Here is a 26,626-nt window from a genome sequence, read left to right as displayed (position 1 = left end):
ATGGCCCAGAGCGCGACCACCGCGATGCGCGCGGTGTCCCACGCCACGCCCAAGGAGCGCGCGGCGCTCGGCAAGGAGGCCCGGCGCCGCTCGCCCCGTTCGGGGCACGCCGTGTTCCGGCCGTCCACGGACCGGCCGGACCCGCTGGCCATCCTGGCGGCTCAGTCCGCCTCCCGGGTGCCCGAGTTGGTGCCGATCCGCTACAGCCGGATGACCGAGTCCCCGTTCCGCTTCTACCGGGGCGCCGCCGCCATCATGGCCTCCGACCTGGCCGACAGCCCGGACTCGGGGATCACGGTGCAGCTGTGCGGGGATGCGCACCTGCTGAACTTCCGCCTGCTGGCCTCCCCGGAACGCCGGCTGATGTTCGACATCAACGACTTCGACGAGACCCTTCCCGGTCCCTGGGAATGGGACGTCAAGCGGCTGTCCGCGAGTCTTGTCATCGCCGGCCGGGCGAACGGCTTCGACGAAGCCGAGCGCGCCGTCATCGTGAACTCCGCCGTGCGCTCGTACCGCGAGGCGATGATCGGCTTCGCCGGCATGGGCAACCTCGAGGTCTGGTACTCGAAGATCGACTCGGACGTCCTCGAAGCCCTCGCCGCGGCCCAGCTCCAGAAGGCCGGTCAGAAGAAACTGGCCGATGCCATGGCGAGGGCCCGCACCCGCGACAGTCTGCAGGTCTTCGGCAAACTCACGGAGCTGGTGGACGGCAAGCCCAGGTTCGCGGCGGATCCGCCGCTGCTGACGCCGATCGCCGACCTGCTGCCGGACGTCGAGCGCAGCGCGCTCGAGCGCCAGTTCCGCGGCCTGCTCGAGCGGTACGGCCGTACGATGCCGAGCGACCGGCGGACGCTGCTGGCCGACTACCGGCTGGCGGACGTGGCCCGCAAGGTGGTCGGCGTCGGCAGCGTCGGCACCCGCTGCTGGATCTTCCTGCTCCTCGGCCGCGACGGCCGGGACCCGCTCTTCCTCCAGGCCAAGGAGGCCGACAGCTCCGTACTCGCCGCGCACCTCGGCGCGAGCATGTACCGGAACCAGGGCGAGCGTGTGGTGGCCGGACAGCGGATGATGCAGGCGGCGAGCGACATCTTCCTCGGCTGGGAGCGAGTGGAGGGGATCGACGGCAGGCGCCGCGACTTCTACATCCGCCAGCTGCGCGACTGGAAGGGCATCGCCATGCCGGAGACGATGCCGCCCAGGCAGTTGAAGGCATTCGGCGACGTGTCCGGCATCACCCTCGCCCGTGCGCACGCGCGCTCGGGCGACCGGATCGCGATCGCCGCGTACCTGGGCCGCAGCGAGAGCTTCGACCGGGCGGTCACCTCGTTCGCGGAGGCGTACGCCGACCAGAACGAGCGCGATCACCAGGCCCTGGTCGACGCGGTCCGCGCCGGCCGGCTGCCGGCGGCGCAGTCACCGCAGGCACTGCAGGCACCGCGGCCGGCCTGACACCGCCGGAGGGGCCAGCCGCGAGCGCCTCGCCTCGCGGTGCTCAGGGATGGACCGTGCCGACGAGTTGGCGTTCGAGGGGCGTGCGGCAGGAGGGGGTGACGCGGGTGGCGCCCAGGAAGCCGGCCAGGCGGGCGGTTTCGGTCTCGATGGCGGTCCGGGCTTCCCGGCCGGGGTCGGTGAGCAGGTGGTGGGTGATACGGCCGTCGGGCCGCTGCGCCCAGGCGCCGACGATACGGCCGTTCGCCCAGACGGTGGGGCCGATGTTGCCGTTGCGGTCGAACAGGGCGCCGGTGTGGTCGGGGTCGAGGTACCAGTCGCGGTGGCGCCAGCCCATGGGGGTGGGGTCGAGTCCCGGCAGCAGGGCGACCCACGGTTCGGGGTCGGGGACGGGTTCGAGGTCCTCGGGCAGGACGTAGCCGGTGCCTTCGTCGAGCTCGACCGGTTCGGCGGTGGTCGCGGCGATGGCCCGGCGGGTGTCGGTGAGGGTCCAGCCCGTCCACCACTTGAGGTCCGCTTCGGTGACGGGTCCGAAGGCGGCGAGGTAGTGCCGGGCCAGGGTGGCCTTGGCCGTCGCGGCGGGGACGTCGGGAAGGGGGTCGGCGGGTGCCCAGCGGAACTGGGCGGAGGTCCAGGTTCCGGCGGGCCGGGCCCGGCGTATGCGGCCCTCGGCGGCCAGGACGCCGAGGACGGTGGCGGACACGCGCTCGCGGGACTCGTACGGCTTGCCGGGGTACGTGGTGATCTGCTCGCGCAGTGCGGGGACGGCTTCGGCGAGTTCGGCCGCGGTGGCCGCGCCGCGGGCGGTGAGGTGGGCGAGGGCTTCGTTCTCGGCCGTGGTGTAGCGGAGCTCGTCCCAGCCGGCCGCCTGCCGGAGCCGCTCGATCGCGGTGGTGCGGTCGTTGTGGGGGTCCTTGCCGGTCGCGGCCCGGACGGCCGGTGCGAGGCGGGCGGGGACGGCGAACATGGTCCGGCGCATGCACCGGATGCGGGCCAGGGTCCGGTCCTCGTACAGCGCCCGCTCCACGGCAGCGACGTCCGGGGCGGCGAGGCGGGCGGCGGCGGCCAGGAACACGGTGGCGGGGTCGGTGGCGTGCAGGCCGACGAGTGCGTCGGCCACTGCCTCCGGGGTGGCGGCCCGGGCCGGAACGGTCAGCAGATGCCGGCGCGCGAGCCGGGCACGGCGCTCGGCCGCGGTGACGCGGCGGCGGGAGGGGGGCAGCATGGCGGGGCTCCGGAGGAGGTCAGCGGGTGGTCGTGGGGTGACGCGCTCTTGCCCCGGAGCACTGGCTGATGCCGGGAGAGGCCGTAGCCAGAGGGTGACAGGCATATAGGTCGGGCCGTGACCTAGATCGGTTAGGTGCATGTCGGCGAGGGCGACGAGGATGCGGGCGCGCGTGCGGCCGATGAGCGCGTCGAGCGCCTCGGCCGTCGGCGCGGTGCCCCGAATGCCGGACCGTCGCAACGCCGGGCTTGCTGCGGCTGCAGCAGGCGGGGCCGACGATGCGCATCCGTCGTGCCGACGCACGGACCCCGGGCCCCTGGGGTCCGTACTGCCGGCACGTTAGCCGCCGACCGTGCCGTGGAACCGATCTCACCATGACCGAAAGCGCAAGTCCCCACATCTCCTCGGCGCGGGTCACCGTGCTCAAAGTACAGCCCGGTGACCCGCCGTTCCGCCTCGTGGAGATCGACGGCGAGTTGTTCGGCACGGCGAAGTCCATGACGGACGTGATCCTACTCGCCGCCGCTGCCGGCATCACGATCCACGACCTGGACGACCCGGACGCCGTCCGCTGGGTGGGCGGCGGGAAGTTCACCTGGAAGCTGCACTAGGACCGGGCTGCGCGCACCCACCCCCCGTGGACGGGTGCGCGCAGGGCGTCCTGGGCCGGCCGCCGTCCCGTCAGACCACGTTGAGCCAGAGTTCGTAGCGCCTTCCCGACTCGATCGGGCGGCAGTCCCATTCGGTGACCCGGGGGTCGTTCTCCCAGGCGGCCTGGCCGGCCCAGTCGCAGGAAATCTCGCTGGGGAATTTCCTCCCGGTGGGGCGCCAGCCGGGGAGCGTGGACGTGGCGTCGGAGACGGATTCGGTGGCCGAGGGGGCCGCAGGCTGCGGCGCGGCAGCCGCAGCGCTGGTGACGGTGCCGCCTGCGAGCAGGGCGGCGCCCAGTAACGTGCCGATGAGCCGGGTACGTGTACGCATGGCTTCTCCTCTAGGTGGTGGGTGTGCGGGCGGCAGTGGAGCCATGGGCTGCCTTGCCGCCGCTGTCTTCCCCACAGATGCTGCGGGCTGCCCCGCTCGCCCCTCCAGTCGTTTCGGCCAGGGCCGAACCGTTACGCTGGCCAGTACAGCTGTGGCTGCGGGGCCGGAAATCCCCGGTTCCACGTGTCACCCGTACGACGGGAGCATCGCGTGCCACACCGCCTGACCGTCGCGGTCGGCTTCGCCACCGCCGTCGCCTTGGCCGCCCTGATGCCGCCCGGCCCCGCGCAGGCGTTCACCGGCGGCAACCACGAGGAGATCACGCGGGCCGCGCTGCCCTGGCAGCCCACCACGCTGGCCGCGATGTCCGATGCCCGCGACGGGGCGGTCAACGCCAATGACCACGGCGGGTACTTCCAGCAGGGCCCCCTGCACTGCGACAACGCCGACTACCTCGCTCCGCGTTACGCCCCGCACTACCCCCGTTCCCGGGACGAGGCCACCACCGAGCTCCTCGCCTGCATCCGCACCTCGGTCACCCGCTTCCGGAACGCGGTCCGGGCCGCCGACGGTCTGGTCGACGCCCAGGGCAAGGTCGTCGCCGACCAGAGCGACCTGTCCTCCCCCTGCACGTGGAAGGAGACTCCCGGCCGCGCCAAGTGCAACGTCCTCGAACAGCTGGGCCGGGGCTGGCACCAGATCGAGGACTTCTACGCGCACTCCAACTGGTCCGACCGAGCCGCACCCGGTCCGGTCGGCGTCGCCAACCCGCCCGGGCTGGCGCGTACCGATGTCGCCCCGTTCCTCGACATCCGCCGCTACAGCGGCATGACGGACGCCGAGTGGACCGGGGATGCACGTGCCCGCATCCCCGCCGACCTCACCACCGGCTGCTACTCCGACTTCGACTCCACGGGAGTCAAGACCGAGGACTGCTCCGGCCGCATCACTCACAACCAGGACCTGAACAAGGACACGACCGCATCGCCACGCTCGAAGACCGGCGACAACTTCCGGCGGGCCGTGGACGGGGCCACGGCGGAGATCACCCGCCAGTGGAACGACTTCAAGGCCGAGCTCCTCGAGGCCTATCCGGACCACCGGCGCGGCGAGCAGATGATCTGCGCCATCGTCCATGACGACCCGGCTGCACAGTGCCGGGGTCAGCAGCCGCCGCAGTTGTAGAAGGTCACGTCCCAGTGGTTGCCCTCGTCGGCGTAGATGTTGCCGGCCCCGGACCTCCACTGCGGGGCGCCGTCGCCGCGCACTCCGATGTAGGTGAAGGTGTTCTTGATGTAGTTGCCGAGGCAGGTGTACTTGCCGAAGTCGAGCTTGTAGCCGTTCCAGTGCGAGTAGGTGCCGCCGGCGTGGCCGGTCTCGGTGCCCCCGGTGATGTTCAGCGCGCAGCCGCTGGCGCTCCTGAGGGTCTGGGCGCCCTGCGCGGTGGCGAGGTTGAGCTGCTCGAAGGACGTACAGGTCGGGTTGTTGCGGTCCGAGCAGCCGCCGGACGAGGACCAGGTGATGCCGGAAGCGCGGAACTTCGAGGTCGCGGTGGCGTGGCTGATCTTGGTGGCGGCGTGGGCGTCGGTGGCGCCGGAGAGGACGCCGACGCCCGGTGCGAAGAGCGCCCCCAGGACGAGGGCGAGAGCGGTGAGGACCGAGCGGAGCTTCATGGGGATTGCCTCCTGCTGATGACCGTGACGGGCGGGACGACGGTGCAGGCGGTGCGAAGGAGATGGTGCCGCAGCTCTACGCGCGTTCGCCAGACGGCGTCGGTGTCTTCCGGGTGAAGGGTCGAAGGTGGTGGGCCAGGGCGGAGGCCGCGAGGAGGCCGATCAGGGCGCAGACCGCCGCCCAGCCGAAGGCGGTGTGGATGCGGACACCGAGCCAGGAGCCCGCCGTACCGCCGAGGTAGGCGCAGGTCATGTAGGCGGTGTTGAGCCGGCTGCGGGCGTCCGGGCGCAGGGCGTAGATCCGCGACTGGTTGGCGACCATGCCGGACTGCATGGCCACGTCCAGGAGCAGGGTGCCCGCGGCCAGCGCGACCAGGCCCGCCGGGCCGCCCCGGCCGCCCGCTGCCAGGACCGCGGCGGCTGCGAGGACTCCGAGCAGGGAGACCAGGTTGACCGGGCCGGGCCCGTGACGGTCCACCAGGCGCCCGGCGTACGGGGTGCACAGCAGGGTGGCACCGCCGACCAGGGCGAGCAGACCGACGGCCTCGGCCCCCAGCCCGTAAGCCGGCCCGGTCAGCAGCAGGGCCAGGCCCGCCCAGGCGGCCGAGAACCCGCCGAAGACGGCGGCCTGGTACAGGCAGGAGCGGCGCAGCTCCGGCTCGGCGCGCAGCAGGCGCAGGGGTTCGGCCAGGAACGCGCCGTACGGGCGGCGGGCGGCGGCCGGCGGCGGGGTGGTGACGGGCACGGTGTACGCCGTGACGGCCGCGAGGGCCAGGGCCACGGCCGCGGCCACCAGGTACGGGGCGCGCCAGCCCAGCCGTTCGCCGAGCAGCCCGCCGAACGTACGGGCCAGCAGCATCCCCGCGGTCGATCCGCTCAGCAGGGTGCCCAGGACCGCCCCGCGGCGCTCGGGCGCTGCCAGGCCGGCCGCCAGCGGGCCGATGATCTGTGCGGCCACGGTGGTCAGGCCGACCAGGGCGCTCGCCGCGACCAGCGGCGGCATGGCCGGGGCGCAGCCGGCGCCCAGCAGGGCCAGGCCGGTGAGGGCGAGCAGGACCACCAGGAGCGAGCGGTGCCGGATCCGGTCGCCGAGCGGAACCAGCAGGACCATCCCGGCGGTGTAGCCGATCTGGGTGGCGGTCACCACGAGGGCGGCGCTGTCGGGCGGGACGTGCAGCCCGTCGGCGAGGAGCGGGACGAGGGCCTGCGGGAAGTAGAGGTTGCCCACGGCCACGCCACAGGTCACGGCCAGGATCAGGACCAGTCGGCGGCTCATCGGGCCGCCCGGCACGGGGTCGTGCGGGTGGCGTGGGTCGGGGGTGTCATGGGGTGAGTCCACGGTGCCGCGGCGTTCCTGCCAATGGATGTAGCCTGCGGCTTAATGATCAGCTTCGAGCTCGGTGTCGAGGACCTCGCCAACACGCGGTTCGCCGTCTCGCCACTGGGTGAGACCGTGCTGAGCCTGCGGGTGCTGCGCGATCCGGGTGTATCGGCGCTGCACCTGCCGTGGCGCAGGTCGGTCCTCGGCCGGCTCGGCGGCCTGGACACCGGCCTGGACATCGGCCTGCTGATGTCGCTGGTGGCGGACCGGCTCACCCTCCCGGACTTCCTGACCCCCAGGCCGGCGGGGTTCGAGCCGGCCTTCGAGGACGAGCTGGCCGTCGTACGGCGGACCCCGCCCGAGGTGGTGCGCCGCGATCTGTCGGCCGCGCACGCACCGGACCGGCTCCCTGCGCCGCTGCGGGCGGCGACCGCCGCCGGGGACGCACCCGTCACCGGACTCCGCGACGAGATCTGCGAGCTCCTGCACCGGTACTGGGAGATCGCCGTCCGGCCGGTCTGGCCGCAGGTCCGGCTGGTCGTGGAGGCGGATATGACGTATCGGGCCCGGCAGTTGGCCCGGGGTGGTGCCCGGCTGCTGTTCGCCGATATGCATCCCCGGCTGAGCTGGGAGGACGACGGGTCGCGGGGCATCCTGCGCGTCCACCGCACCATCGGCAGCGGCTATCACACGCAGGCCTGCGGCCGGGGGCTGCTGCTGGTGCCGTCCGTGTTCGCCCACAAGCCGGCGCCCCCGGTCGGCCCGCAGGAGCCGCCGTCGCTGCTCTATCCCAGCCGGGGCGTGGCGACGCTCTGGGCGGCCGGAGCGACGGACGGATCGGCGACCGGTTCCGCTGCCGGGCCGGCTCTCGTACGGCTTCTCGGCGCGCCCCGGGCCCGGTTGCTCGGCCTGCTGGCGGAGCCGCTGGCCACGGTGGAGCTCGCCCGGCGCCTGCGGGTCACTCCCAGCGCGGTGTCCCAGCATCTGCGGGTGCTGTACGAGGCCGGGCTGGTCGCCCGGGCCCGCCACGGCCGGCAGGTCTTGTACCGGCGCAGCCCGCTCGGCGACCGGCTCGCCACGGGAAACGACGGCCTGGACACCCCCTAACTCGGTTGGGTTCCGGGGGCTTTGGAGCCTTGCCCTATCATCTGTTCGATTCTTGATGAGAGGCAACGGCACGTGCGTGTAACAGGCAAACATCGGAAGCATCGGATATCCATCGGCGCGGCGGCAGCCGTGGCGGTGATCGTGGGGGGTCTGCAGCTCTCCCCCAGCGCGTTCGGCACCGAGGACACCGAACCGAAAGCCGTGAGCGAGATCGTGAGTGCGGAGCCGGCGCCGCCCACCGGAGAGGCGCCCGACTCCCATGCGGAGCACTCCGCCACATTCGGCAGCGACGGCACGGTCTTCAAGAACGGCGTCATGTCGCTCGGGACGGAGGCGGCGGCGGCCCGGCCGATGGCGCGAGCGGCTGCGGCCGGCACCCCCGCGCCGCCCCAGGGCGTGGGGTGGAAGCTGAGCGGTGCGACCAAGTGGCTGAAGACCGGCTACACGATCAAGTTCTACGACCAGAAGTCCGCGGACTGGCTGGGCCCGTACGTGCGGGCCTCGGCCGCGGACCTGCAGCGCATCACGAACCTGCGCGTGACCGTGGACCCGAAGCCGGTCGGCTGGAACTACGTCAGGCCCAAGGGCGAGGTGCTCGTCGGGGTGCTGCCGCGGCCGTGCGTACCGCCCGCGGAAGGCGGCACCATGGGCAACACCGGCTGGAAGGTGGTGCACGACGGGTCGGGGACCGCGAACCTCAGCTGCGGGTTCACCAGTTCCTCCGAGCCCGCCACCGTGACCAGCGGCCACGCCTACATCGACAGCTCGTTCTTCACCTCGGCCGGCAAGCCCACGGCCGCCATGGGCGCGACGTACATGCGCAACCACATCAGCCATGAGCTCGGGCACACCCTCGGGCTGACGCACGCCAACCGCAGCCTGACCAAGGGCGACTGCGTCAAGGGAACCGACTCCGGCCAGTTCCCGGTGATGTGCTCGCCCACGTACGCGTACCAGGACAAGCGGGCGGGCAGTTACGTCCAGCAGTTCGACGTCCAGGGCCTGCGCCACCTCGCCGCGGGCGCCGGGGCCGTGCTCTCCCCGCAGGGCAGGGTCGGCGGGCTCGGCGGCAAGTGCCTGGACGTCAAGGGCGGCAAGGCGGCCAACGGCACGCAGATCCAGCTGTACACCTGCAACGGGTCCGTGGCGCAGTCGTGGATCCTGGGCAAGGACGGTACGTTCCGCGCGTTCGGCAAGTGCCTGGACAACGCGCGCAACGCAAGCACGAACGGCAACCGGATCAGCCTCTACGACTGCAACGGCTCGGCGGCGCAGCGCTGGTCCGTCAATGCCAAGGGCCAGATCGTGCACGTGGCCTCGGGCAAGGTCCTCGACGTGGCCGGCGGTGCGACCGCCAACGGCACCGTGGTCCAGCTGTACACGGCGAACAGCAACAAGCGGCAGGTCTGGGTCACCCCGAAGTAGGGCCCGGTCGGCTTCGGTCCTCCCCGCGTGGCGATCACCGCGGGGAGGGCCGAAAATGAGACTGCCAGAGCGCCAGGTCGCACCTCGCTGGACAGACGGGGAACTAGGTGATCGCTCATGTGTCGATGGCTCGCATATTCGGGAACGCCCCTTCTGCTGGACACCGTCCTGTACAAACCGGCCCACTCGCTGATCGACCAGAGTCTGCACTCCACATTGGGTGTGGAGACGACGAACGGCGACGGGTTCGGCGTCGGCTGGTACACACAGGACAGCAGTACTCCGGCGGTCCTGAGGGACATCGGCCCCGCCTGGAACAACCGCAACCTGCGGGAGATCGCGGACCATGTCCGCTCCCCCTTGTTCTTCGCCCACATCCGGGCGTCGACCGGTACCGCGGTGCAGCAGTCGAACTGCCACCCCTTCCGGCACGGCCGCTGGATGTGGATGCACAACGGCTCCGTCGGCGGCTTCCACCTGATGCGGCGGGACCTCTGCATGCTCGTGGACCCCGCCCTGTTCACGGACATCGAAGGAACGACCGACTCCGAGGTGATGTTCTACCTCGCGATCACCTTCGGCCTGGACCAGGACCCGCCCGGCGCGGTGGCCCGGATGGTGGGCGCGATCGAGCGCTGCGGCCGTGAGCACGGTGTGGAGTTCCCGATGCAGATGACCGTGGCCGTGACCGACGGCGAACGCGTCTGGGCCTTCCGCTACTCCACCCAGAACCAGTCCCGGTCGCTGTTCTACAGCAGCCGGGTGGACACCCTGCGCAAACTGCACCCCGACATGCCGTTCCTGCAGGAGGTGTCCGACGACACCCGCCTCATCGTGTCCGAACCCCTCGGCGATCTGCCCGAAGCCTGGAACGAGGTGCCGGAGAGCAGCTACGGCGTCGTCCAGCCCGGGGCGGACGAGTTGTTCCCCTTCGTCCCGGAACCGGTTTGACGTCTCGACGGCCGAGGCCCCCGGCCTCGTGGCCCGCACGACCGACAGGAGAACGGCCATGAAGGACTCGATGCAGACGATGCAGAACCTGGCGGTGGACTACCCGCTGCTGAACATGTTCTGGACCATGCTGCTGATCTTCATCTGGGTGCTCTGGTTCATGCTGCTGTTCCGCATCATCGGCGACATCTTCCGCGACGACGAGCTGGGCGGCTGGGGCAAGGCGGGATGGACCATCTTCGTCATCATCCTGCCCTTCCTGGGTGTGTTCATCTATCTGATCGCCCGCGGTCGCGGGATGGGCGAACGCGAGATGCAGCGGGTCCGCGCGAACGAGGAGGCCTTCCGCTCCTACGTACGTGAGAGCGCCGGACCCACGAGTCAGGCGGAGGAATTGTCCCGGCTCGCCGAGCTCAAGAACCGCGGCGACATCACGGCAGCCGAGTTCGAGCAGGCCAAGGCGAAGATCCTCGCGAGCTAGTGGTACTTGACCTGCTCGTCATCGGTCTGGCCATCACGGTCTACCCGTTGCCGATCCTGGCCTTCGTGCTGGTGCTGTCCGCTCCCCGCGGGGTGTGGAAGGGGCTGGCGTTCATCCTGGCCTGGCTCGCCAACCTGGTGGCCGTGATCGCCATCGTGCTCCTCCTCACGGGCGGACAGCCGCCACCGCCCCGCTCTCCGCCGTCCACTGCGGCCATCGCGGTCAAACTGGCCCTCGGCGTGGGCCTGATCGTGTACAGCGAGCACCGGCGGCGCCGGTTCCGTTCGGCCAGAGCCACCGCTGCTGCCACCGCCGCCACCACCGGCGCTGCCAATGCCGATGGCGCTGCGCCCGCGGATTCCGAGGCGGCTTCGGGGAGTTCGCCGACCTCGCGGCTGGACCAGGCCTCGGCGTGGTCCGCGGCCACGGTCGCCGTGCTCCTCCAGCCCTGGGGCATGGTCGGCCTCGCCGCCGCCACCGTGGTGCAGGCCGACCTCTCGCACGGCGGCACGTTCCTGGCCCTCCTGGGCTTCTGTCTGCTGGCCACGGCCAGCCTGCTGGCCATGGAGCTGTACACGGTCTTCGCACCGGACAGGGCGCAGCGTGCCCTGGCCGACCTGCGCGCGTGGCTGAAAGCCCACAAGGACCCGGCGATCATCGTCACCTGCCTCGTTCTCGGCCTGTGGATGACCGCCCGGAGCCTGGCCGAGCTGACCGGCTGACCGGCTGAGCACCGGCTGAGCAAGGCAAGGAGGAGAACCATGACGGAGCCGAGCCCTCGACCCGTGCACGCCACCACCGGCGGGCAGCCCGAGGAAGCGGACCGGCTGCGGGACATCCTGCGCGCTCCCGGCTACCTCAAGGTCCTCGCCCTCGCAAGCCTCATCGGCATCCCGGTGTCACTGATCGCCTTCTGGTTCCTCGTCGCGCTCCACAAGCTGGAGCACCTGCTGTGGGACAGCCTGCCGCAGGGTCTGGGCTGGGAGGCTCCCCCATGGTGGTGGCCGCTGCCCCTGCTGCTGATCGCCGGAATCGCCGTCGGCCTGGTCGCCGCACACCTGCCCGGGGCGGGCGGCCACATCCCCGCGTACGGCCTGCACTCCGGAGGGTCCTCGTCGGCCGTGCTGCCGGGGGTGGTGATCGCCGCGACGGCCAGTCTGCCGTTCGGCGCGGTCCTGGGACCGGAAGCTCCGCTGATCGCCCTGGGCGCAGGCCTCGCCCTGCTGTTCAGGGACCTGACCCAGATGCCCGCCACCGCGCAGACCACCGTGCTGCTGACCGCGGCCGGGGCGGCAGCGGCCATCGCGGCGATCTTCGGGAACCCGCTGATCGCCGCGGTGCTCCTGATCGAGGTGGCGGGGGTGGGCGGGCCCCGGCTGTTCTCGGTCATGCTGCCCGCGCTGCTCTCGAGCGGCATCGGGGCCCTGGTCTTCACCGGCTTCGGGCGCTGGACGGGGCTGGAGACGGGCAGCCTCGCCCTGAAGCTGCCCGGGCCCCTCCCGCATCTGGACGTGGGGGATGTGCTGTGGACGGTGCCCATCGCCCTCGTCCTCGCCCTCTTCCTGCACCCGCTGATGGCCACGGGCGGGCGGGCCGCCGGGTACATCTCCGGCCGGGTGCTGCCCCGTACCGTGCTGTGCGCACTCGGTGCCGCGGCCTGCATCGCCCTCTATGCCCTGGTCACCGGCCGCTCGCCGACGGAGGCCGCCCTGTCGGGCCGGGCCGCCCTCGGCGAGCTCGCCGCCGACCCCCATGCCTGGGGGGTGGGCGCGCTGATCGCCGTCCTGCTGGCCAAGGGGGCCGCGTACGCCCTCTGCCTGGGCAGCCTGCGCGGCGGCCAGGTCTTCCCCGCCCTCTTCCTCGGTGCCGCAGCCGGCGTGCTGCTCGCTCCGCTGCCGGGCCTGGGCGTCGTACCCGCCATGGCGGCGGGCATGGCGGCGGCCACGGCCAGCACCATGCGGCTGCCGGTCAGCAGCGCCCTTCTGGTCGTGCTGTTGCTGGGCAGCACCGCCATGATGCCGGTGGTGATCCTGGCGGCCGTGACCGCCTTCGTCACCACCGAGTTGCTGCCCCTCGGACCCGTGCCGCCGACCGAGCCCGAGGCCGGGCCCGAGGCCCAGGCAAGATCACGCCCGTGAAGCGCGCCACTCCGCGACCATCGCGTCCACGTCGAACGGCTTCAGGTTCAGCGGCGGACCCGGGGGCGGCCGGCGGAGGGCTGCGGCGATCTTCTCGTTGATCTCGGCGAGGATGTCCCGGACCCTGGCTTCCGTACGCGCCTGCGCCACCGCCTCGGCCGCGTCCTCGGCCTCCTTGCGCAGCACGAGGGCGGGCGGGAGGACGGAGACCCCCTCCCGGTGCAGCTTGCCCTTGACCCACCACAGCTCGTCGTAGGGCGCGGTGTCGTCGGCCAGCGGCTTGCCGAAGCCGGGCAGGTTCGCGAAGTCGCCTCGCTCGGTCGCCTCGCGGATCTGCTTGTCCACGAATGACTCGAAGCTGACGCCGGGGGGTTTGCGCTCGGTCATGTCTCCAGCGTACAAAACCCGGCCGGCTTCACGGTCGTATAAATTGAATGCGCATGACAGTTGATTCGCCTGATTCGCCGTCGAACGGCCGCATCTTCGAGGCCTTGCAGTCCACCGCCGTCCAGGACACCGACGGGCTGCGCGCGCTCTACGAAGCGCCCAGCGAACTGGCCCGCCGCAAGGCCGTGGACCGGATCCACGACGTCGCCCGCACGGTCATCGGGCAGTCCTCGCTGGTGTTCGTGGCCAGCGTCGGCGCCGACGGCAGCTGTGACGTCACTCCGCGCGGCGGCCCGGCCGGGTTCGTCGCCGTGCTGGACGAGTTCACCCTCGCCGTCCCCGATGCCACCGGCAACAAGCGGCTGGACAGTGCGCACAACATCGTGGAGACGGGCCGGGCCGGACTGATCTTCATCATTCCCGGCCGGGCCACCACCCTCCGGGTGAACGGCCGGGCCTGCATCTCCGCCGACCCGCGGCTGTTGGAGCAGCTCACGGCCGTCGGCAAGCCGCCGCGCAGCGCGATCGTGGTGGAGGTCGAGGAGTTGTACCAGCACTGCCCGAAGGCCTTCCTGCGCAGCAACGCCTGGAAGCCCGAGCACTGGCTCGCCGCGGACGCCGTCCCGAGTTCCGCCGAGGTCACCCTCTCCCACCTGAACCTGCCCGGCCTGACCCTCGACCAGATCCGGGAGAGCGAGCGCGAATCCCTGCTGCACCGCTACGAGTGAGCCGGGCGCGGCGGGCGGCGGGCCGGCAGCCCGGCGATCAGGAGGTTGGGGTCGATGCCCGTGTCGAAGGCGGCGCTCGGGACATACACGGTGCCGTGGGATCGGCGTACGGCGACGGAGGTGGGGCCGGAGAGGCCGTCCTTGGCGGTGAGGACCGTCCGGCGGGTGCCGTCCGGGCGGAGCAGGACGAGTTCGTTGCGGTTGCTGAGCGCGGCGAGCAGGGTGTCGCCGCGGCCGGGGAAGGCGAAGTCCTCGATCCCGGGGAGGCCTTCGGCGCGGAGTCCGATGGGGCCGGCGGTGCCGTCGGCGCGGACCGGAATCCGCAGGAGGGTGCCGCGGTCGGCGTTGGAGACCCAGACGGCACCGCGGTGGACCTTGATTCCGTTGGCGCCGATGAAGGTGGTGGGGCGCAGGGCGTCTCCTTCGGCCCAGGCCGTGACGCTGCCGTCGTCGAGGGAGATCCGCCAGACGGTGGCCAGGACCGAGTCGGCGGCGTAGAGCACGCCGCGGTGCTCGTCGAGGGCGAGGCCGTTGGCGAAGGAGGTGGGCGGCAGCGCGGCGATCCGGGTGGCGGCACCGTCCGGGGTGATCCGCCAGACACCGGTCCGGTCGGCGGTCCCGGTCAGGTAGTTGACGTAGAGGGTGCCGTCGTGGGCGCGGGCGATGCCGGAGACCACGGCGGCGCGGACGAGCGGGGTGTCCGGGTTCGCGACCGCGGGGAGGGTGGCGAGGACCCGGATGTCGCCGCGCTCGGTGACGCGTACGACCTGCCGGGCGAAGGCGAAGGTGAGGTTGGCGGAGCCGTCGGGTTCCAGGGCGATGTTCTCGGGGGTCTGGCCTGCGGCGAAGTCGAAGTGGGCGACGATACGGGCCTTCGGGCGGCCCGGCGGTTCCGCGGTGGCCGTCGCGCCGGCGACGGGCGCGCCGACGGCGGGCGCGGGGGCGGCCGGCGCGGGGGCGCAGACCAGGGCCGTCAGGGCGGCTGCCAGGGCGCAGGCGCCGCCGAGGCGACGGCGGGCAGTGGACGCGGCGGTGCGAGCGGTGCCAGCGGTACGGGCGGTGCGGGGCAACGGGCTCTCCTTTCCGGCCGGGCGCTGCGGTACCCGGGGCGTGACGACGGTCCAGCAGAGCACGGCGGCGGCCGGACCCCGGCGTGCCACCGCGGACACCCCGCCGAAACACCCCACCCGGCCGACACCGGCGCTACGGCCGACCCGCCCGTGCTCCGGGCGGCGGTGGCGGCGGTGCCGGCAAACACGCCCCGGCCGCCGTTGCCGCCCCGGCCCGGTGGTTGGGGTCCGCGGGTGAACCGCGAGGGCCGCGCGGGTGACACCACCGCCGCGTTGGTGTCGGTGCACGCCGGGGATCGGCTAGAGCTCGCTCCCGGATGTCTCCGATCCGCCTTCCCCGAGGAGTACGCCATGTCCTGCGAAGTCGCCGTCACCGGCATCGGGATGATCACTCCGGCCGGCCACGATCCGGAGGAGACCTGGGCGGGTGTGTGTGACGGCCGCGGTCTGGCCGGGACCGACCCGGCCCTGGCTGGGCTGCCCGTGGACATCTCCTGCCGCATCACGGGATTCGACCCGGACGCCGTACTCGGCCGTCGGCTGGCCCGCCGGGTGGACCCCTTTATCCAGTACGCCCTGCACGCGGCACGGCAGGCCGTGACCGACGCCAAGCTCGACCCCGCGACCTGGGACGCCGGCCGCGTCGGCGTGATCCTCGGGGTGGGGAGCAACAGCCTGGACCGGTACGTCCGCGAGTTCACCCTGATCGGCGAGGGGCGCGCCCGGAGGGTCTCGCCCCTCGCGCTGCCGCGCAGCGTGCCCAACATGGCCGCCGCCGAGGTCGCCCTGGACCTCGGCGCCCGCGGTCCGGGCTTCACCGTCTCCAGTGCCTGCGCTTCCGGCGGCACCGCCCTCGGGGTCGCCGCCGACCTGATCGCAGCGGGCCGCTGCGACATCGTGCTGGCGGGCGGCTCCGAGTCAGGCTGTACCCCCGGCACCGCCACCTGCTTCCAGCAGATGCACGCGCTCTCCCGCCGTACGGGGGCCCCGGCCGCCGCCTCCCGCCCGTTCGACGCGGACCGCGACGGCTTCGTCCTCTCCGAGGGCGCCGCCGTCCTCGTCCTCGAACGGCCCGCCCACGCCCTGGCCCGGGGCGCACACACGCGCGCCGTGCTGCGCGGCCATGCCACCACCGGCGATGCGCACCACCCGGTCGCCCCGCACCCGGAGGGGGCGGGGGCCGAGGCTGCCATGCGGGCCGCCCTGGCCCACGCCGGTCTCGGCCCGGGTGACATCGACCAGGTCAATGCCCACGGCACGTCGACACCGGCCGGTGACGCCGCCGAAGCCCTCGCCCTGCTCCGGCTCTTCGGCCGGACCCCGCCGCCGGTCACCGCGCCCAAGGGCGTACTCGGTCATTCCCTCGGCGCGGCGGGTGCCGTGGAGGCCGCGTTGACCGTCCTCAGTCTCGAGCGCCGGCAGATTCCGCCGACGGCCAACCTGGGGCGCCAGGACCCAGGGCGTGAACTCGATGTGGTGACCGGCCGGCCGCGGCCCGCGGCCATGTCAGCCGCGCTGTCGAACTCCTTCGGCTTCGGCGGCCAGAACACCGTGCTGGTCTTCACGACGGGGTGAGGGGGCCGCGTGGCGCACGACGAGACGCCCGGCGGCGGCCCCGCGGGCCCCGCCGGCTCCCCCTATACCGATTGGGTCGCCGAGGACGACCCGCGGTACTCGGCCGCGCGCCTCAAGGAACGCCTGTACGCCTCGATCACCATGATCTCCGTGGTGATGGGCCTCGCAAGCGCCGAGCACGTCGATCCCGCCGGAGCCGCCGCCACGGTGCTGACCGCGGCGGTCGGTCTGTGGCTGGCCGCCCTGGTCGCGGACCTGCAGGCGCACCGGGTCGTCCACGGCCGGTCGGCGGCCGGCCGTGAACTGCGCGGCATGCTGGCCGTCAGCAGTCCGCTGCTGCTGTCCGCCGCGGGCCCGCTGGTGCTGATCGCGGCGGCGGCCCTGGGCGTGATGGCCCTGGACACCGCTCTGCTGGTGTCCGCCGGGGTGAATGTCGCCGGTCTGTTCAGCTGGGGCTGGTACGGCGGCATCCGGATGGGCAGCAGCACCGTCGTGGCGGTGCTGGGCGGTGTCGTCGACGCGGTCATCGGTGTGGCCGTCGCCCTGGTCAAGGCTGCCGCAGGCCACTGACGAGGCGGGCCAGCCGGGGGTGGCGTTCCTGCCGGGCGCGGGAGTGCCGGTCGAGTTCCTCCATCAGGCGCTGGGAGCGCTTGTCCACGCCGAGCTCGTCCAGCACCCGGTCGATATCGGCGAGCAGGGCGCCGAGCAGCTGCCACTGCGCCGGGTGGTCGCGTACCTGCTCGAGCAGGAGCGCGGCGAGGTGGTCACGGCTCGACCGGGCGGTGGCCAGCTCGCGGGCCAGCCGGGCCTCCGCCTCCTCCGCGTTGGCGCTGACCTGCGCGGTGATCAGCCGGGCGAAGCTGTCGACGGCGACGGCCAGGTGGTCGAGCACCTCGCGCAGGGCGCGGGTGACGGGCGGCGGGAACAGGGAGTCGCGGGCGTCGGTGGCGTCGGCAGCGTCGTCGGTACGGATCACGGCCAGGTCGGTGAGGGTGCGGCAGGCCACCCGGAGGACCACGGCGCAGATCTCCAGCGTGTCCAGCCCGGTGCGCAGGACCAGGCGGAACAGCAGGCCTTCCTTGACCCGCGGGTTGAGCCGCAGGCTGTCCTCGGCCTGGCGGAGGGCGGTGTCGACGTGGGCGATGTCGTTGTCCAGCCGACGGGCTTCGTGGAGGCGCGCCACCGCGTCCTCCACCCGGGTGTGGCCGTCCAGCTGCTCGCTCATGTGGCGCAGCAGGGTGCGCATCCTGCCCGCCAGGTCGGTGATGGCCGCGCCGGCGGGTCCGACCCAGACGGGAGGCGCGAAGAGCAGGTTGATCAGCAGCCCGACCGCGGCGCCGATCAGTGTCTCCAGCACCCGGTCCCAGGCGGTGTCCGCGACCCGGGTGACGCCGAGGACAAGCATGGCGCTGATGGCCACCTCGGGGACGAACTCGTCCACGCGCACCAGGTGGCCCACGATCAGCGAGGCCAGGATGATCAGCCCCAGGCTCCACCAGGTCAGGCCGACGAGGGCGCTGAATCCGATGGCGATGAGGACTCCGGCGACAACCGAGTTCACGCGCCGGATGCCCGTCGTGAGGGTCGAGTAGAGGGTGACCTGGACGACGAGCAGGGCGGTGAGGGGTGCGGTCAGGGGTGCCGGTTCGCTGCTGAGGCGGAGGGCGATGACGTAGCTGATGACGGCGGCTGCGGTGGAGCGCAGCGCCTGGACGGCGACGGGGTCGCGCCGGAGGCGGGCGGCACGTTCGAACGGGCTGGTCTCTTGCCACATGCCGACGCACCTGCCCATCCTGCGCCCGGTGATGCGGGACCGCAGCCGGCACCCGGCTACCGCAGGAGCCAGGTGCCGGTCAGGTGCATGACCTCTTCGCGGGTGTGGGCGGGGTGGTCGGCGGCGATGAAGTGGTTGCCGATGCGCACGGAGAAGGTGAGCATGCAGCGGACCTCGACGTCGTCCTCGTCGGGGCAGAAGGCGCGGAACAGCGAGCGCAGGTACTGCATGCGCCGGGTGTCGGCGTGGCGGAGCCGTTGCGCGGCGGCCTCGTCGCGGCGGGCCCAGTCGCGGACGGCGAGGTCGGTGGCGGTGCCCGTCACCGGATCGTCGCCGGCCGAGTCGACGATGGCGAACAGCCTCTCCAGCTTGGCCCGCGCGTCCCCGCCACCGCTCTCGACCTGGTCGATCACGGCCTCGGTGACCCCGCGTTCCCAGGTGTCGAGCATCTCGGTGAGCAGGGCGTCCCGGTTGCGGAAGTACCAGTAGAAGCCGCCCTTGCTGACGCCGATGGCCTGGGCCAGTGACTCGATGCGGACGGCTTCGGGCCCGCCGGCCGCCAGGGCCCGCAGCCCTTCCTCGATCCAGGTGCCGCGAGGCGTTCGGGTCACGCCCATGATGTGTCTCCCCTCACATATCCACCCTGTCCATACGGCACCGTATGGACAGGGCTAGCCTGTCTCCATACGGCATCGTATAGAAGGGGCTTGCCGATGAGACTCCCGAAGAGCGCGTACACGTCCCGCCCTTGGCGGATCCACGAGATCGCCGCCGACTTCCACCTCGATTCGGTGTGGGCGCTCCCCACCCCAGGGGGCCCGGACGACCTCGGGTACCTGGTGGAGCAGTTCGCGGACTCCAACGAGGGGCACCTGTCCTCCCCCGTACCGCGTCTGCTGTTTGCGATCCGCTGGAGGATCGGAAAGCTCATGGGCTGGGACAAGCCCGACGACGGCATCGGCGCCCGGGTGCCGACCCTGCGGGACCGGCTACCGCTGGACCTCCGCGAGGGCCTCCGCGGGCCCGACCTGCGCACGGTGCCGTTCACCTCCGTCTTCCAGACCCACGACGAGTGGGTCGCCGAGTCGGCGAACCGGACCGTGCAGGCCGTGATGCACATCGGCTGGGTGGCGGACGGGGCCGGCGGCCACCACGGCCAGATGGCCGTCCTGGTGAAGCCGAACGGACGGCTGGGCACCCTCTACCTGGCCGCCATCAAGCCCTTCCGGTACCTGGGGGTGTACCCGGCGCTGATCCGGTCGATCGGGCACGAATGGCAGGACAACGCGGCGCAGAGGCGCGCGGGACGGCCCTAGGGGGTGGCGCGGTCAGTTCTTGGACGCCGTGTAGAGCATCACCCCGACCACCACGATGCCCACGATCTTCAACGCACGGCGCAGCCCCAGGATTCGGAACAGCAAGCCAGCCCCCTCGGTGTCGCAGACGGTCGGTCAGCTGTCATTCTCCGGTACCGGTCGGGTTCTCGTCCTGCGGGGGCGCGGGGAGGGCCTGTTCGGCCCAGATCGTCTTGCCGGTGGGGGTGTAGCGGGTGCCCCACTGCTGGGTGGTCTGGGCGACGAGGAACAGGCCCCGGCCGCCCTCGTCGTCGCTGGCGGCATGGCGCAGGTGGGGTGAGGTGTGGCCGCTGTCGGAGACCTCGCAGATGAGGGTCTGGTCGCGGATCAGTCGCAGTTGGACGGGGCCGGCCGCGGCGTGCCGGATGGCGTTGGTGACCAGTTCGCTGACCACGAGTTCGGTGGTGAAGAGCAGGTCCTCGCCGAGTCCCCAGTCGCGGCACTGGGCGGCTGCCGCCGCGCGCGCCCGGCCGACGGCCTGGGGGTCGGTGGTCAGCTCCCAGACGGCCACCTGATTGCGGCCGAGAACCCGGGTGCGGACCAGGAGCAGGGCCGCGTCGTCGTCCGCCGGGGCGGGCAGCAGGGCCGCCACCGCCGCGTCACAGAGGTCGTCTAGGGGCCGCTCGGAACGGGTCAGGACCGTGCGCAGGGTGTCAAGTTGCTCGTCGAGATCGAGGTCGCGGCCCCGGACCAGGCCGTCGGTGAACAGGGCGAGCAGGCTGCCCTGCGGGAGGGTCAGTTCGGCGGACTCGAAGGGGAGGCCGCCCAGGCCCAGCGGGGGTCCCGGCGGCAGTTCGGGGAAGGTCACCGTACCGTCGGACGGGTCGACGACCGCGGGCAGCGGGTGTCCGGCGCGGGCCATGGTGCAGGTCCCGGTGACCGGGTCGTAGACGGCGTAGAGGCAGGTGACGCCGAGGGCCTCGTCCTCGGGCAGGTCCTCGCCCTCGATGCGGACCGCGGCACGTTCGTCGATGCCCTGGGTGACGAGGTCGTCCAGGCGGGCGAGGAGTTCGTCGGGCGCGAGGTCCATCCGGGCCAGCGCGCGCACGCTGGCGCGGAGCCGGCCCATGGTGGCGGCTGCGCCCAGACCGTGCCCGACCACGTCTCCGACGACCAGGCCCACCCGGGTTCCGGACAGGGCGATGACGTCGAACCAGTCCCCGCCGACCCCGGCCCGGCTGTCGGCGGGCAGGTAGCGGTACGCGAGCTCGACCGCGGACAGCTGCGGCAGCAGCCGGGGCAGCAGGCTGCGCTGGAGCATCAGGGCGGCGGCGTGCTCGCGGGCGTAGCGGCGGGCGTTGGCGATGCAGACCGCGAGCCGGGCGGCGAGTTCGTCGGCCACGGCCAGTTCGCCGGGGTCGAAGGGGTTGCGGCGGTGTTCCCAGCAGAAGGCCGCGATGCCCAGGTCGGCGCCCTCGGCGCGGAGCGGTACGGCCAGCAGGTTCGGTTCGCGGACGGGCCGCAGGGCGGCCGGGGGCCGGACGTCCCCGGGGGGCCAGACGCGGACCATGGGTGGGCTGTCGGGGGCGTCGGTGGTGGCGGGGGGTGCGGGGCGGTCGCCGTCGAGCACGGTCTCCAGCAGGTCCACGGTGACCGAGTCGGCGAACTGCGGGGTGGTGACGGCGGCGAACTCCCGGGCCGTGCGGATGATGTCGAGGGTGGTGCCCACGCTGGTGCCGGCCCGGACCAGCAGGTCCAGGCGCTGCTGGGCGATGTAGCGCTCGGTGATGTCGATGGTCTCCTCGCAGACGCCGAGCGGGGCGCCGGCGGTGTCCTCCAGCCGGTAGTACGAGCAGGACCAGACGTAGTCGCGGTCGGGGGCGGAGGGCGGGCGGCCTCGGTAGTGCAGATCGAGCACCGGCTCTCCGGTCGTGAGCACCGCGCTCATGACCTCCTCCAGCGTGCCGGGCATGCCGGGAGAGAGGACCACGCCGTGGGTGACCATGTCGTCCGGGCCGACTCCGGCGTAGTCGGCGGGGCCCATCTCCGCGTAGAGGGCGGCGTTCGTCCAGACCACGCGCAGCCGGGTGTCGTAGATGGCGAGGCCCACCGGGGACTCGGTGGCCAGGCCGCGGAGCATCGACTGCAGGGCGTCCCACTGCTCGGTTTCGGCGGCGTCGGCCATGGCGAGCAGGCGGGCCGGGCGGGTCCCCCGGTCGTGGTCGTCCCGCAGGCCGGCGTGGCCGTCGGCCTCGCCGTGGGCTTCGACCTCGCCGGGTGTCAGGGGGAGGACGGCGACCGCCAGCCGTGCGGTGTGCCCGGCCCGGCGGCGCACCCACAGGACGCGCCGCAGGCCCGGCAGGAGTTCTGGCGCCGAGGAGTCGGTCACCAGGCTGGTGAACGGCCGGCCGAGCACCTCGGACGGTGCGTACCCGAGCAGTTCCACGGCCGCCGGGCTCCAGCCCAGCACCCGGCCCTCGCCGTCGAGGACGGCCATGGCCGCCCGGGACACGTCCAGCGGGCCGTGCAGTTCGCCGAAGCCGGGAGGGATCGCGCTCATGACGCCTGCCTCCACTGCGTCGTCCAGCGTGCGGCCAGCAGCAGGGCGACGTCGTCGGGCCGGTCGGCGGCTTCGCCTGCCTCGCGGACGAGCCGGTCGGCGGTGTCGGCCAGGCCGCCCGACCCGGCCTCGGCGAGGGTGGCGCGGAGCCGCTCGATGCCCACGTCGATATCAGCGCCCGGCTGTTCCACGAGTCCGTCGGTGTAGAGGGCGAGGATGGCGCCGGGTTCGAGCCGGAACTCGGTGACCGGGTACTGGGCTTCGCTGTCGACGCCGAGCACCACCCCGCCCGGGAGGTCCAGTACGTCGGTCCGGCCGTCGGGGTGGCGCAGCAGCGGCTGCGGGTGCCCGGCCCGTACGGCCCGCGCGGCGCCCGTCTCCGGATGGAGCAGGACGTAGCAGCAGCTGGCGAACTGGCCGGGGTCGAGGTCGATCAGCAGCCGGTTGGTGCCGCTCACCACGTCCTGCGGGGATTGGCCGCTGAGGGCGAACGCCCTGACGGCACTGCGGAGTTGGCCCATGGTGGAGGCGGCTGCCACGCCGTGCCCCTGAACGTCTCCGATGACCAGGGCGATGCTGCGGCCCGGCAGGGAACCGGTTTCGATGACGTCGTACCAGTCGCCGCCGATGTCCATGCCCTCGGTGCCGGGGAGGTAGCGGCCGAGGGTGTCGACGTGGTCGACCACCGGGAGCCGGTGCGGGAGCAGGGCGTCCTGCAGTCCGCGGGCGAGGGTGGCTTCGGATTCGTAGCGCTGGGCGCGTTGGAGGGCCTGGGCGATGAGGCCGGCGAGGGCCGTGAGCACCGTACGCTCCTCCGGGCTGAAGCCGCGGGGCCGGTCGAAGCCGAGGATGCAGGAGCCCACCGGCCGGCCGGAGGCGATGAGCGGCAGGAAGGCGCGGGCGCCGATGTCGGCGTCGAGTGCGATGCCGGGGTAGGCGGCGGCGAGGTGCTGCATGGACTCGAAGAAGATGGGGCGGCCGGAGGTGAGCGTCTCCACGCCCGGGAGCCTGACCTCCAGGGAGACCCCGTCGAAGCGGTCGAGGAACCCCTTCGGGAAGCCGGTCTCCCAGGCGAGGTAGAGGTGCCGGTCGTTCAGCAGGTAGATGGCGAGCTGACGGCCGCCGAAGGCGGGCAGCAGCTCCTCGGTCACCACGGCCGACACCTGGCGGGCGGTGACGGCCTCGGTGAGGGCGATGGCGAGGGCGACCGGGCGGTACAGCGCCGCGGCCCGGTCGGCCGGGGAGCCCAGCCCGCCGCCCGGTCGGACCAGGGAGTTCGGGGTGTAGGCGGGGTGTTCCTCGGTGTTGAGGGTGACGGTCACGCCGCCGGGGCCGGGGTGCAGGAAGACCGAAATCCACTCGTTCGGGGAGCGGCGGGCCATGAACTGGACGGGGTCGCTGCCCATCATGACGGCGCGGAAGTAGTCCTCGTAGGCGGTGTGGCCGAGCCAGGGCAGGGCCTCCCACAGCACCCGGCCGGCCAGCTCGGCCCGGCTGTGCCCGAGCAGGTCCGGGACGCCGTCGTTGGCGTAGGTGACCCGGCCGGTCCGGTCGAGGGAGAGCACCGCCTGCGGGAGGCGGTCGGCGGCCTGTTCGGTGAGGGGGGCGGTGCCGAGGTCCAGCACGAGCCCGGACAGCAGGCGCGGCGGCCCGGCCGGGCCCGGCCGGGCGGTGAGGTCGAGGACGAGCCGCCGCCCGTCGGGGCGGCTCAGCACCAGCCGCCGGGTCTCCGGCTCGTGCTGGTCCGCGAGCTCGCGCGCGATCGCCCACAGCCCCTGGCGGTCCTCCGGCCACCAGTCGGCGGTGAGGACGGCCACGTCGCCCGGGAAGTCCGCGGGGTCCAGTCCGGCGAGCGCGCACAGCTCCGCGTCGACGGTGACCAGCCCGGTCTCGAGGTCCCAGTCGAAGCGGCCGGCGCGCAGGGGGGTCTCCAGGGGCGCCGGCAGGGTGAGGCTCACCGGTTCGTCCTCCCAGACCACGGCCGTGCCGTCGGCGGCGAGCGCGGCCAGGCGGGCGGCAAGCTGCTGTGCCGCCTCGCGGAGCAGCTGGCGGTCGGAGTCGCTGACGACCGCCCCCGGGGTCGCGGCGCGCAGCACCATCAGGACGCCGAACCGTTCGAGCCCCGCGACCAGGGGCACGTACATGGAGCCGAAGGGGAAGGGCAGCCCGGCCATCAGCTGCGGGTAGCGCCGCATGGCCTCCTCGGCGTTGGCGAGGTGGACGGCCTGCCCGGAGCGGTGCGCCTCGGCCACCGGGTACGGGCGGTTGACGTGCATACGCCACCAGGGCCGGAACAGCGATCCGGGCAGCCCTGCGACGACGGCCAGCCGGAGCAGGCCCGCGGCCCGGGAGCGCAGGTATACCCCACCGGCGTACCCGCCGACGGTTTCGATCGCGCCCACCGTGGCCTGGGCGAGCGCCAGGGCCAACTCGTCCGGAACCCGTCCGCCGTCGTCCGGCCTCCCGATCACACCTCTCTCCCGATCACACAGCCAGGATGCGCCCCTCGCTGCGGCTGCCGCATCCGCACGGGCTCCGGACGGGCCACCGGGCCCGGCCCGGCAGGGCGGCCGGGCCGGGTCCCGGCCGGGTCCGGGCGGGGTGCCCGGGCCCGGCCGGACGGCGGGCTACTTGCCGGCGGGCTGCTTGCTGCCGCAGAACTCGGCCTCGATCACGCTCTGTGAGTCGCCGGCCCAGTCCCCGTTGAGGTTCACGGCCAGGGCGTGCCGTGCGTCGCGGGTGACCACCGCATTGGAGCTGGACCCGTGGATTCCGCCGCCGTGGCCCCACACCTCCGTACCACAGGACAGCTTGGCGCTCATGAGCCCCAGCCCGTAGCCCACCCCGGGCGCGTCGGGGACCGGCACGGTGGTGGTCATGGCCCGCATCTGGCGGGGGCCGAGCAGGCGGCCCGAGAGCAGGGCGCGGTAGAAGTCGTTCAGGTCACGGGCATCGGTGACGATCTCGCCGGCCGCGCCCGCGATGGAGGGGTTGAGCGCGGTGACGTCGTGGGTGGGGCCGGTCGTGTCGGGGGACAGCTTGGAGTAGGCGCGCCCGGCGGGCTCCGGCATGCCCGCACGGGTCCCGGGCAGTACGGTCGCGTCCAGGCGCAGGGGGCGCAGGATCCGCCGCTCGACCTCCTTCGCATACGGGTTGCCGGTGGCCTTCTCGATGACCAGGCCGACCAGGACGTAGTTGGTGTTCGAGTAGCGCCATCCGGTGCCGGGGGCGGAGTACGGCTTGTGGGTCATGGCCAGCCGGACGAGCTGCTCCGGCTTCCAGGTGTCGTAACGGTGACGGAAGAAGCCGGTACCGAAGACCTTCTGACCGAATGCCTCGTCCTCGGTGTAGGAGAACACTCCGCTGGTGTGGTTGAGGAGTTGGCGCAGGGTGATCTTCCGGCCGGAGTGGCCGTTGCCCTGGACGAGCCCCGGGAGCCATTTCTCCACGCTGTCGTCGAGGCTGAGCTTGCCCTCGGCCTCCAGCTGGAGCAGCACCGTTGCGACGAAGGTCTTGGTGATGGATCCCGCCCGGAACCGGTCCTGTGCCTGCCGCTTCTCGCCGGTGCGCAGGTCGCCCTTGCCGGCCGCGCCCGCCCAGGTGTGCCGGCCGCGCTCCGCCACCGCGAGGGCGCCGGGCGCGCCCGCCGCGACGGCGGCTTCGAGCGCCTGCCGGGTGGCCCGGTGGGCTCCGTCCTGCCCGGCCAGTCCGCTCTGACCGCTCTGTCCGCCGTCCGCGGGCCCGGCGGCGTACGCGCTGCCGGTGAGTCCGGTGACCGCCACCGCGGCGGCGGCGACCACCGCCAGCGCCGCGTGCGTGATCCGGCGCGTCGTACGACGACCTGCCATGTGCTTCTCCCACCCGTATCGCCGGGCGCCTGGTGCGCCCGGTCACCGGTGATGACCTTGGAACGGCCCTCAAGGTTGAGCGCACTTGGGGTGGTTGGGCCGGTTTTTTTTCAGCCATCCCGCCGTGGCGTTGCGGCGTGCGCGGGGGCTGCCCGATGGGCGAGGGTGGACGTCTCTGTCCGAGGAGGTTTGCCATGAACTGGACGCTCGAAGTCGTCCCGGTCCCGGTCACGGACATGGACCGGTCGAAGGAGTTCTACGCCGACAGGGTCGGCTTCAAGGTCGATCTCGACGACGAGGTCGCCCCCGGTCTGCGGATCATCCAGCTGACCCCGCCCGGCTCGCGGTGTTCCATCGCGATGCTCCAGGGGATGCCGGCGGCGCCCGGTACGAAGGTGATGGCCCCGGGGACGCTGCAGGGGCTCCAGCTCTGTGTCACGGACATCGAGGCGGCGCGCGGGGAGCTGCTGGGCCGCGGGGTGGAGGTCTCACCGATCCGCCATGTCGGGGAGACGGGCTGGGCGGACGGCAAGGGCGGCACCTGGAACTCCTTCCTCACCTTCGAGGACCCGGACGGCAACGGCTGGGTGGTCCAGGAGGCGCCATCGGAGCTGTCGGAACGCTGAGCTCCGGGT

25 protein-coding genes are annotated in these 26,626 nt (G+C 72.7%); 14 read left to right on the top strand and 11 right to left on the bottom strand.

Annotated features, from left to right (window positions below):
• A complete protein-coding gene (locus ABT123_RS11860) occupies positions 1–1,452 on the top strand; it encodes a DUF2252 domain-containing protein (protein ID WP_351312298.1) in 1,452 nt (483 codons plus the stop codon).
• 43 nt (positions 1,453–1,495) lie between these two features.
• On the opposite strand, the gene ABT123_RS11855 is transcribed toward ABT123_RS11860, so the two are convergent.
• The gene (locus ABT123_RS11855; RefSeq protein ID WP_351312296.1) at positions 1,496–2,677 is read right to left on the bottom strand and encodes a winged helix DNA-binding domain-containing protein; all 1,182 of its coding nucleotides are present in this window, start codon (positions 2,675–2,677) and stop codon (positions 1,496–1,498) included.
• A 374-nt stretch (positions 2,678–3,051) separates the two neighbouring features.
• Between ABT123_RS11855 and ABT123_RS11850 the strand changes: the two genes are divergently transcribed.
• Positions 3,052–3,288, top strand: coding sequence for a hypothetical protein (locus ABT123_RS11850; protein WP_351312294.1), 237 nt, complete (start codon positions 3,052–3,054; stop codon positions 3,286–3,288).
• Positions 3,289–3,358: 70 nt separating this feature from the next.
• Here ABT123_RS11850 and ABT123_RS11845 read toward each other — a convergent pair whose 3' ends face one another.
• Positions 3,359–3,658 carry a hypothetical protein gene (locus tag ABT123_RS11845; RefSeq protein ID WP_351312292.1) on the bottom strand — a complete coding sequence of 100 codons (300 nt, stop codon included), beginning with the start codon at positions 3,656–3,658 and terminating at the stop codon, positions 3,359–3,361.
• Positions 3,659–3,868: 210 nt separating this feature from the next.
• Here ABT123_RS11845 and ABT123_RS11840 point away from each other — a divergent pair, with 210 nt between their 5' ends.
• Positions 3,869–4,843, top strand: a complete 975-nt coding sequence (locus ABT123_RS11840; RefSeq protein WP_351312290.1) for a hypothetical protein — start codon at positions 3,869–3,871, stop codon at positions 4,841–4,843.
• On the opposite strand, the gene ABT123_RS11835 is transcribed toward ABT123_RS11840, so the two are convergent.
• A complete protein-coding gene (locus tag ABT123_RS11835) occupies positions 4,822–5,331 on the bottom strand; it encodes a hypothetical protein (protein ID WP_351312288.1) in 510 nt (169 codons plus the stop codon). The genes ABT123_RS11840 and ABT123_RS11835 overlap by 22 nt on opposite strands.
• 76 nt (positions 5,332–5,407) lie before the next feature.
• Positions 5,408–6,670, bottom strand: coding sequence for an MFS transporter (locus ABT123_RS11830; RefSeq protein ID WP_502970937.1), 1,263 nt, complete (start codon positions 6,668–6,670; stop codon positions 5,408–5,410).
• 42 nt (positions 6,671–6,712) lie between these two features.
• Between ABT123_RS11830 and ABT123_RS11825 the strand changes: the two genes are divergently transcribed.
• From ABT123_RS11825 to ABT123_RS11800, 6 genes are all read left to right on the top strand, one after another.
• Complete coding sequence (locus ABT123_RS11825; protein ID WP_351312286.1) at positions 6,713–7,759, top strand: ArsR/SmtB family transcription factor; 1,047 nt, start codon at positions 6,713–6,715, stop codon at positions 7,757–7,759.
• Positions 7,760–7,888: 129 nt separating this feature from the next.
• On the top strand, positions 7,889–9,184 hold the full coding sequence (locus ABT123_RS11820; protein WP_351312284.1) for an RICIN domain-containing protein: 1,296 nt from the start codon (positions 7,889–7,891) through the stop codon (positions 9,182–9,184).
• Between the two features lie 117 nt (positions 9,185–9,301).
• A complete protein-coding gene (locus ABT123_RS11815) occupies positions 9,302–10,135 on the top strand; it encodes a class II glutamine amidotransferase (protein ID WP_351312282.1) in 834 nt (277 codons plus the stop codon).
• Between the two features lie 58 nt (positions 10,136–10,193).
• Complete coding sequence (locus ABT123_RS11810; RefSeq protein WP_351312280.1) at positions 10,194–10,616, top strand: SHOCT domain-containing protein; 423 nt, start codon at positions 10,194–10,196, stop codon at positions 10,614–10,616.
• Positions 10,616–11,338 carry a GAP family protein gene (locus tag ABT123_RS11805; RefSeq protein ID WP_351312279.1) on the top strand — a complete coding sequence of 241 codons (723 nt, stop codon included), beginning with the start codon at positions 10,616–10,618 and terminating at the stop codon, positions 11,336–11,338. The genes ABT123_RS11810 and ABT123_RS11805 overlap by 1 nt, the downstream gene beginning before the upstream one ends.
• A gap of 39 nt (positions 11,339–11,377) precedes the next feature.
• A complete protein-coding gene (locus ABT123_RS11800; RefSeq protein WP_351312277.1) occupies positions 11,378–12,754 on the top strand; it encodes a chloride channel protein in 1,377 nt (458 codons plus the stop codon).
• Here ABT123_RS11800 and ABT123_RS11795 read toward each other — a convergent pair.
• Positions 12,743–13,141 carry a DnaJ family domain-containing protein gene (locus ABT123_RS11795; protein WP_351312275.1) on the bottom strand — a complete coding sequence of 133 codons (399 nt, stop codon included), beginning with the start codon at positions 13,139–13,141 and terminating at the stop codon, positions 12,743–12,745. The genes ABT123_RS11800 and ABT123_RS11795 overlap by 12 nt on opposite strands.
• Positions 13,142–13,194: 53 nt before the next feature.
• Between ABT123_RS11795 and ABT123_RS11790 the strand changes: the two genes are divergently transcribed.
• Positions 13,195–13,869 (top strand): MSMEG_1061 family FMN-dependent PPOX-type flavoprotein, encoded by a 675-nt coding sequence (locus tag ABT123_RS11790; protein ID WP_351312273.1) that lies wholly within the window; start codon positions 13,195–13,197, stop codon positions 13,867–13,869.
• Here the strand turns inward: ABT123_RS11790 and ABT123_RS11785 are convergent.
• Entirely contained in the window at positions 13,860–14,846 is a 987-nt protein-coding gene (locus ABT123_RS11785) for a hypothetical protein (RefSeq protein ID WP_502970941.1), read from the bottom strand. The genes ABT123_RS11790 and ABT123_RS11785 overlap by 10 nt on opposite strands.
• 444 nt (positions 14,847–15,290) lie before the next feature.
• Here ABT123_RS11785 and ABT123_RS11780 point away from each other — a divergent pair, with 444 nt between their 5' ends.
• Positions 15,291–16,514 carry a beta-ketoacyl-[acyl-carrier-protein] synthase family protein gene (locus ABT123_RS11780; RefSeq protein WP_351312269.1) on the top strand — a complete coding sequence of 408 codons (1,224 nt, stop codon included), beginning with the start codon at positions 15,291–15,293 and terminating at the stop codon, positions 16,512–16,514.
• Positions 16,515–16,523: 9 nt separating this feature from the next.
• The gene (locus ABT123_RS11775) at positions 16,524–17,084 is read left to right on the top strand and encodes a hypothetical protein (RefSeq protein WP_351312267.1); all 561 of its coding nucleotides are present in this window, start codon (positions 16,524–16,526) and stop codon (positions 17,082–17,084) included.
• Here the strand turns inward: ABT123_RS11775 and ABT123_RS11770 are convergent.
• Positions 17,062–18,288 carry an FUSC family protein gene (locus ABT123_RS11770; RefSeq protein WP_351312266.1) on the bottom strand — a complete coding sequence of 409 codons (1,227 nt, stop codon included), beginning with the start codon at positions 18,286–18,288 and terminating at the stop codon, positions 17,062–17,064. The genes ABT123_RS11775 and ABT123_RS11770 overlap by 23 nt on opposite strands.
• 56 nt (positions 18,289–18,344) lie before the next feature.
• On the bottom strand, positions 18,345–18,905 hold the full coding sequence (locus tag ABT123_RS11765; RefSeq protein ID WP_351312264.1) for a TetR/AcrR family transcriptional regulator: 561 nt from the start codon (positions 18,903–18,905) through the stop codon (positions 18,345–18,347).
• A gap of 96 nt (positions 18,906–19,001) precedes the next feature.
• Here ABT123_RS11765 and ABT123_RS11760 point away from each other — a divergent pair, with 96 nt between their 5' ends.
• The gene (locus ABT123_RS11760) at positions 19,002–19,604 is read left to right on the top strand and encodes a DUF2867 domain-containing protein (protein ID WP_351312262.1); all 603 of its coding nucleotides are present in this window, start codon (positions 19,002–19,004) and stop codon (positions 19,602–19,604) included.
• Between the two features lie 142 nt (positions 19,605–19,746).
• Here the strand turns inward: ABT123_RS11760 and ABT123_RS11755 are convergent, their stop codons facing one another.
• The 3 genes from ABT123_RS11755 to ABT123_RS11745 form a co-directional block, all read right to left on the bottom strand.
• Positions 19,747–22,143, bottom strand: a complete 2,397-nt coding sequence (locus ABT123_RS11755; RefSeq protein ID WP_351312260.1) for an ATP-binding SpoIIE family protein phosphatase — start codon at positions 22,141–22,143, stop codon at positions 19,747–19,749.
• Entirely contained in the window at positions 22,140–24,614 is a 2,475-nt protein-coding gene (locus ABT123_RS11750) for a SpoIIE family protein phosphatase (protein WP_351312258.1), read from the bottom strand. Before ABT123_RS11750 ends, ABT123_RS11755 begins: the two co-directional genes overlap by 4 nt.
• Positions 24,615–24,770: 156 nt before the next feature.
• Positions 24,771–25,991, bottom strand: coding sequence for a serine hydrolase domain-containing protein (locus ABT123_RS11745; RefSeq protein ID WP_351312257.1), 1,221 nt, complete (start codon positions 25,989–25,991; stop codon positions 24,771–24,773).
• A gap of 194 nt (positions 25,992–26,185) precedes the next feature.
• Between ABT123_RS11745 and ABT123_RS11740 the strand changes: the two genes are divergently transcribed.
• Positions 26,186–26,617, top strand: coding sequence for a VOC family protein (locus ABT123_RS11740; protein ID WP_351312255.1), 432 nt, complete (start codon positions 26,186–26,188; stop codon positions 26,615–26,617).
• The last annotated feature ends 9 nt before the right edge of the window (positions 26,618–26,626 follow it).

This window comes from Streptomyces sp. NPDC002054 (assembly GCF_040296685.1).
Lineage (GTDB): Bacteria > Actinomycetota > Actinomycetes > Streptomycetales > Streptomycetaceae > Streptomyces.
Note: the sequence above shows the minus strand (reverse complement) of the source record. Positions and strands in the feature narration are given on the sequence as shown.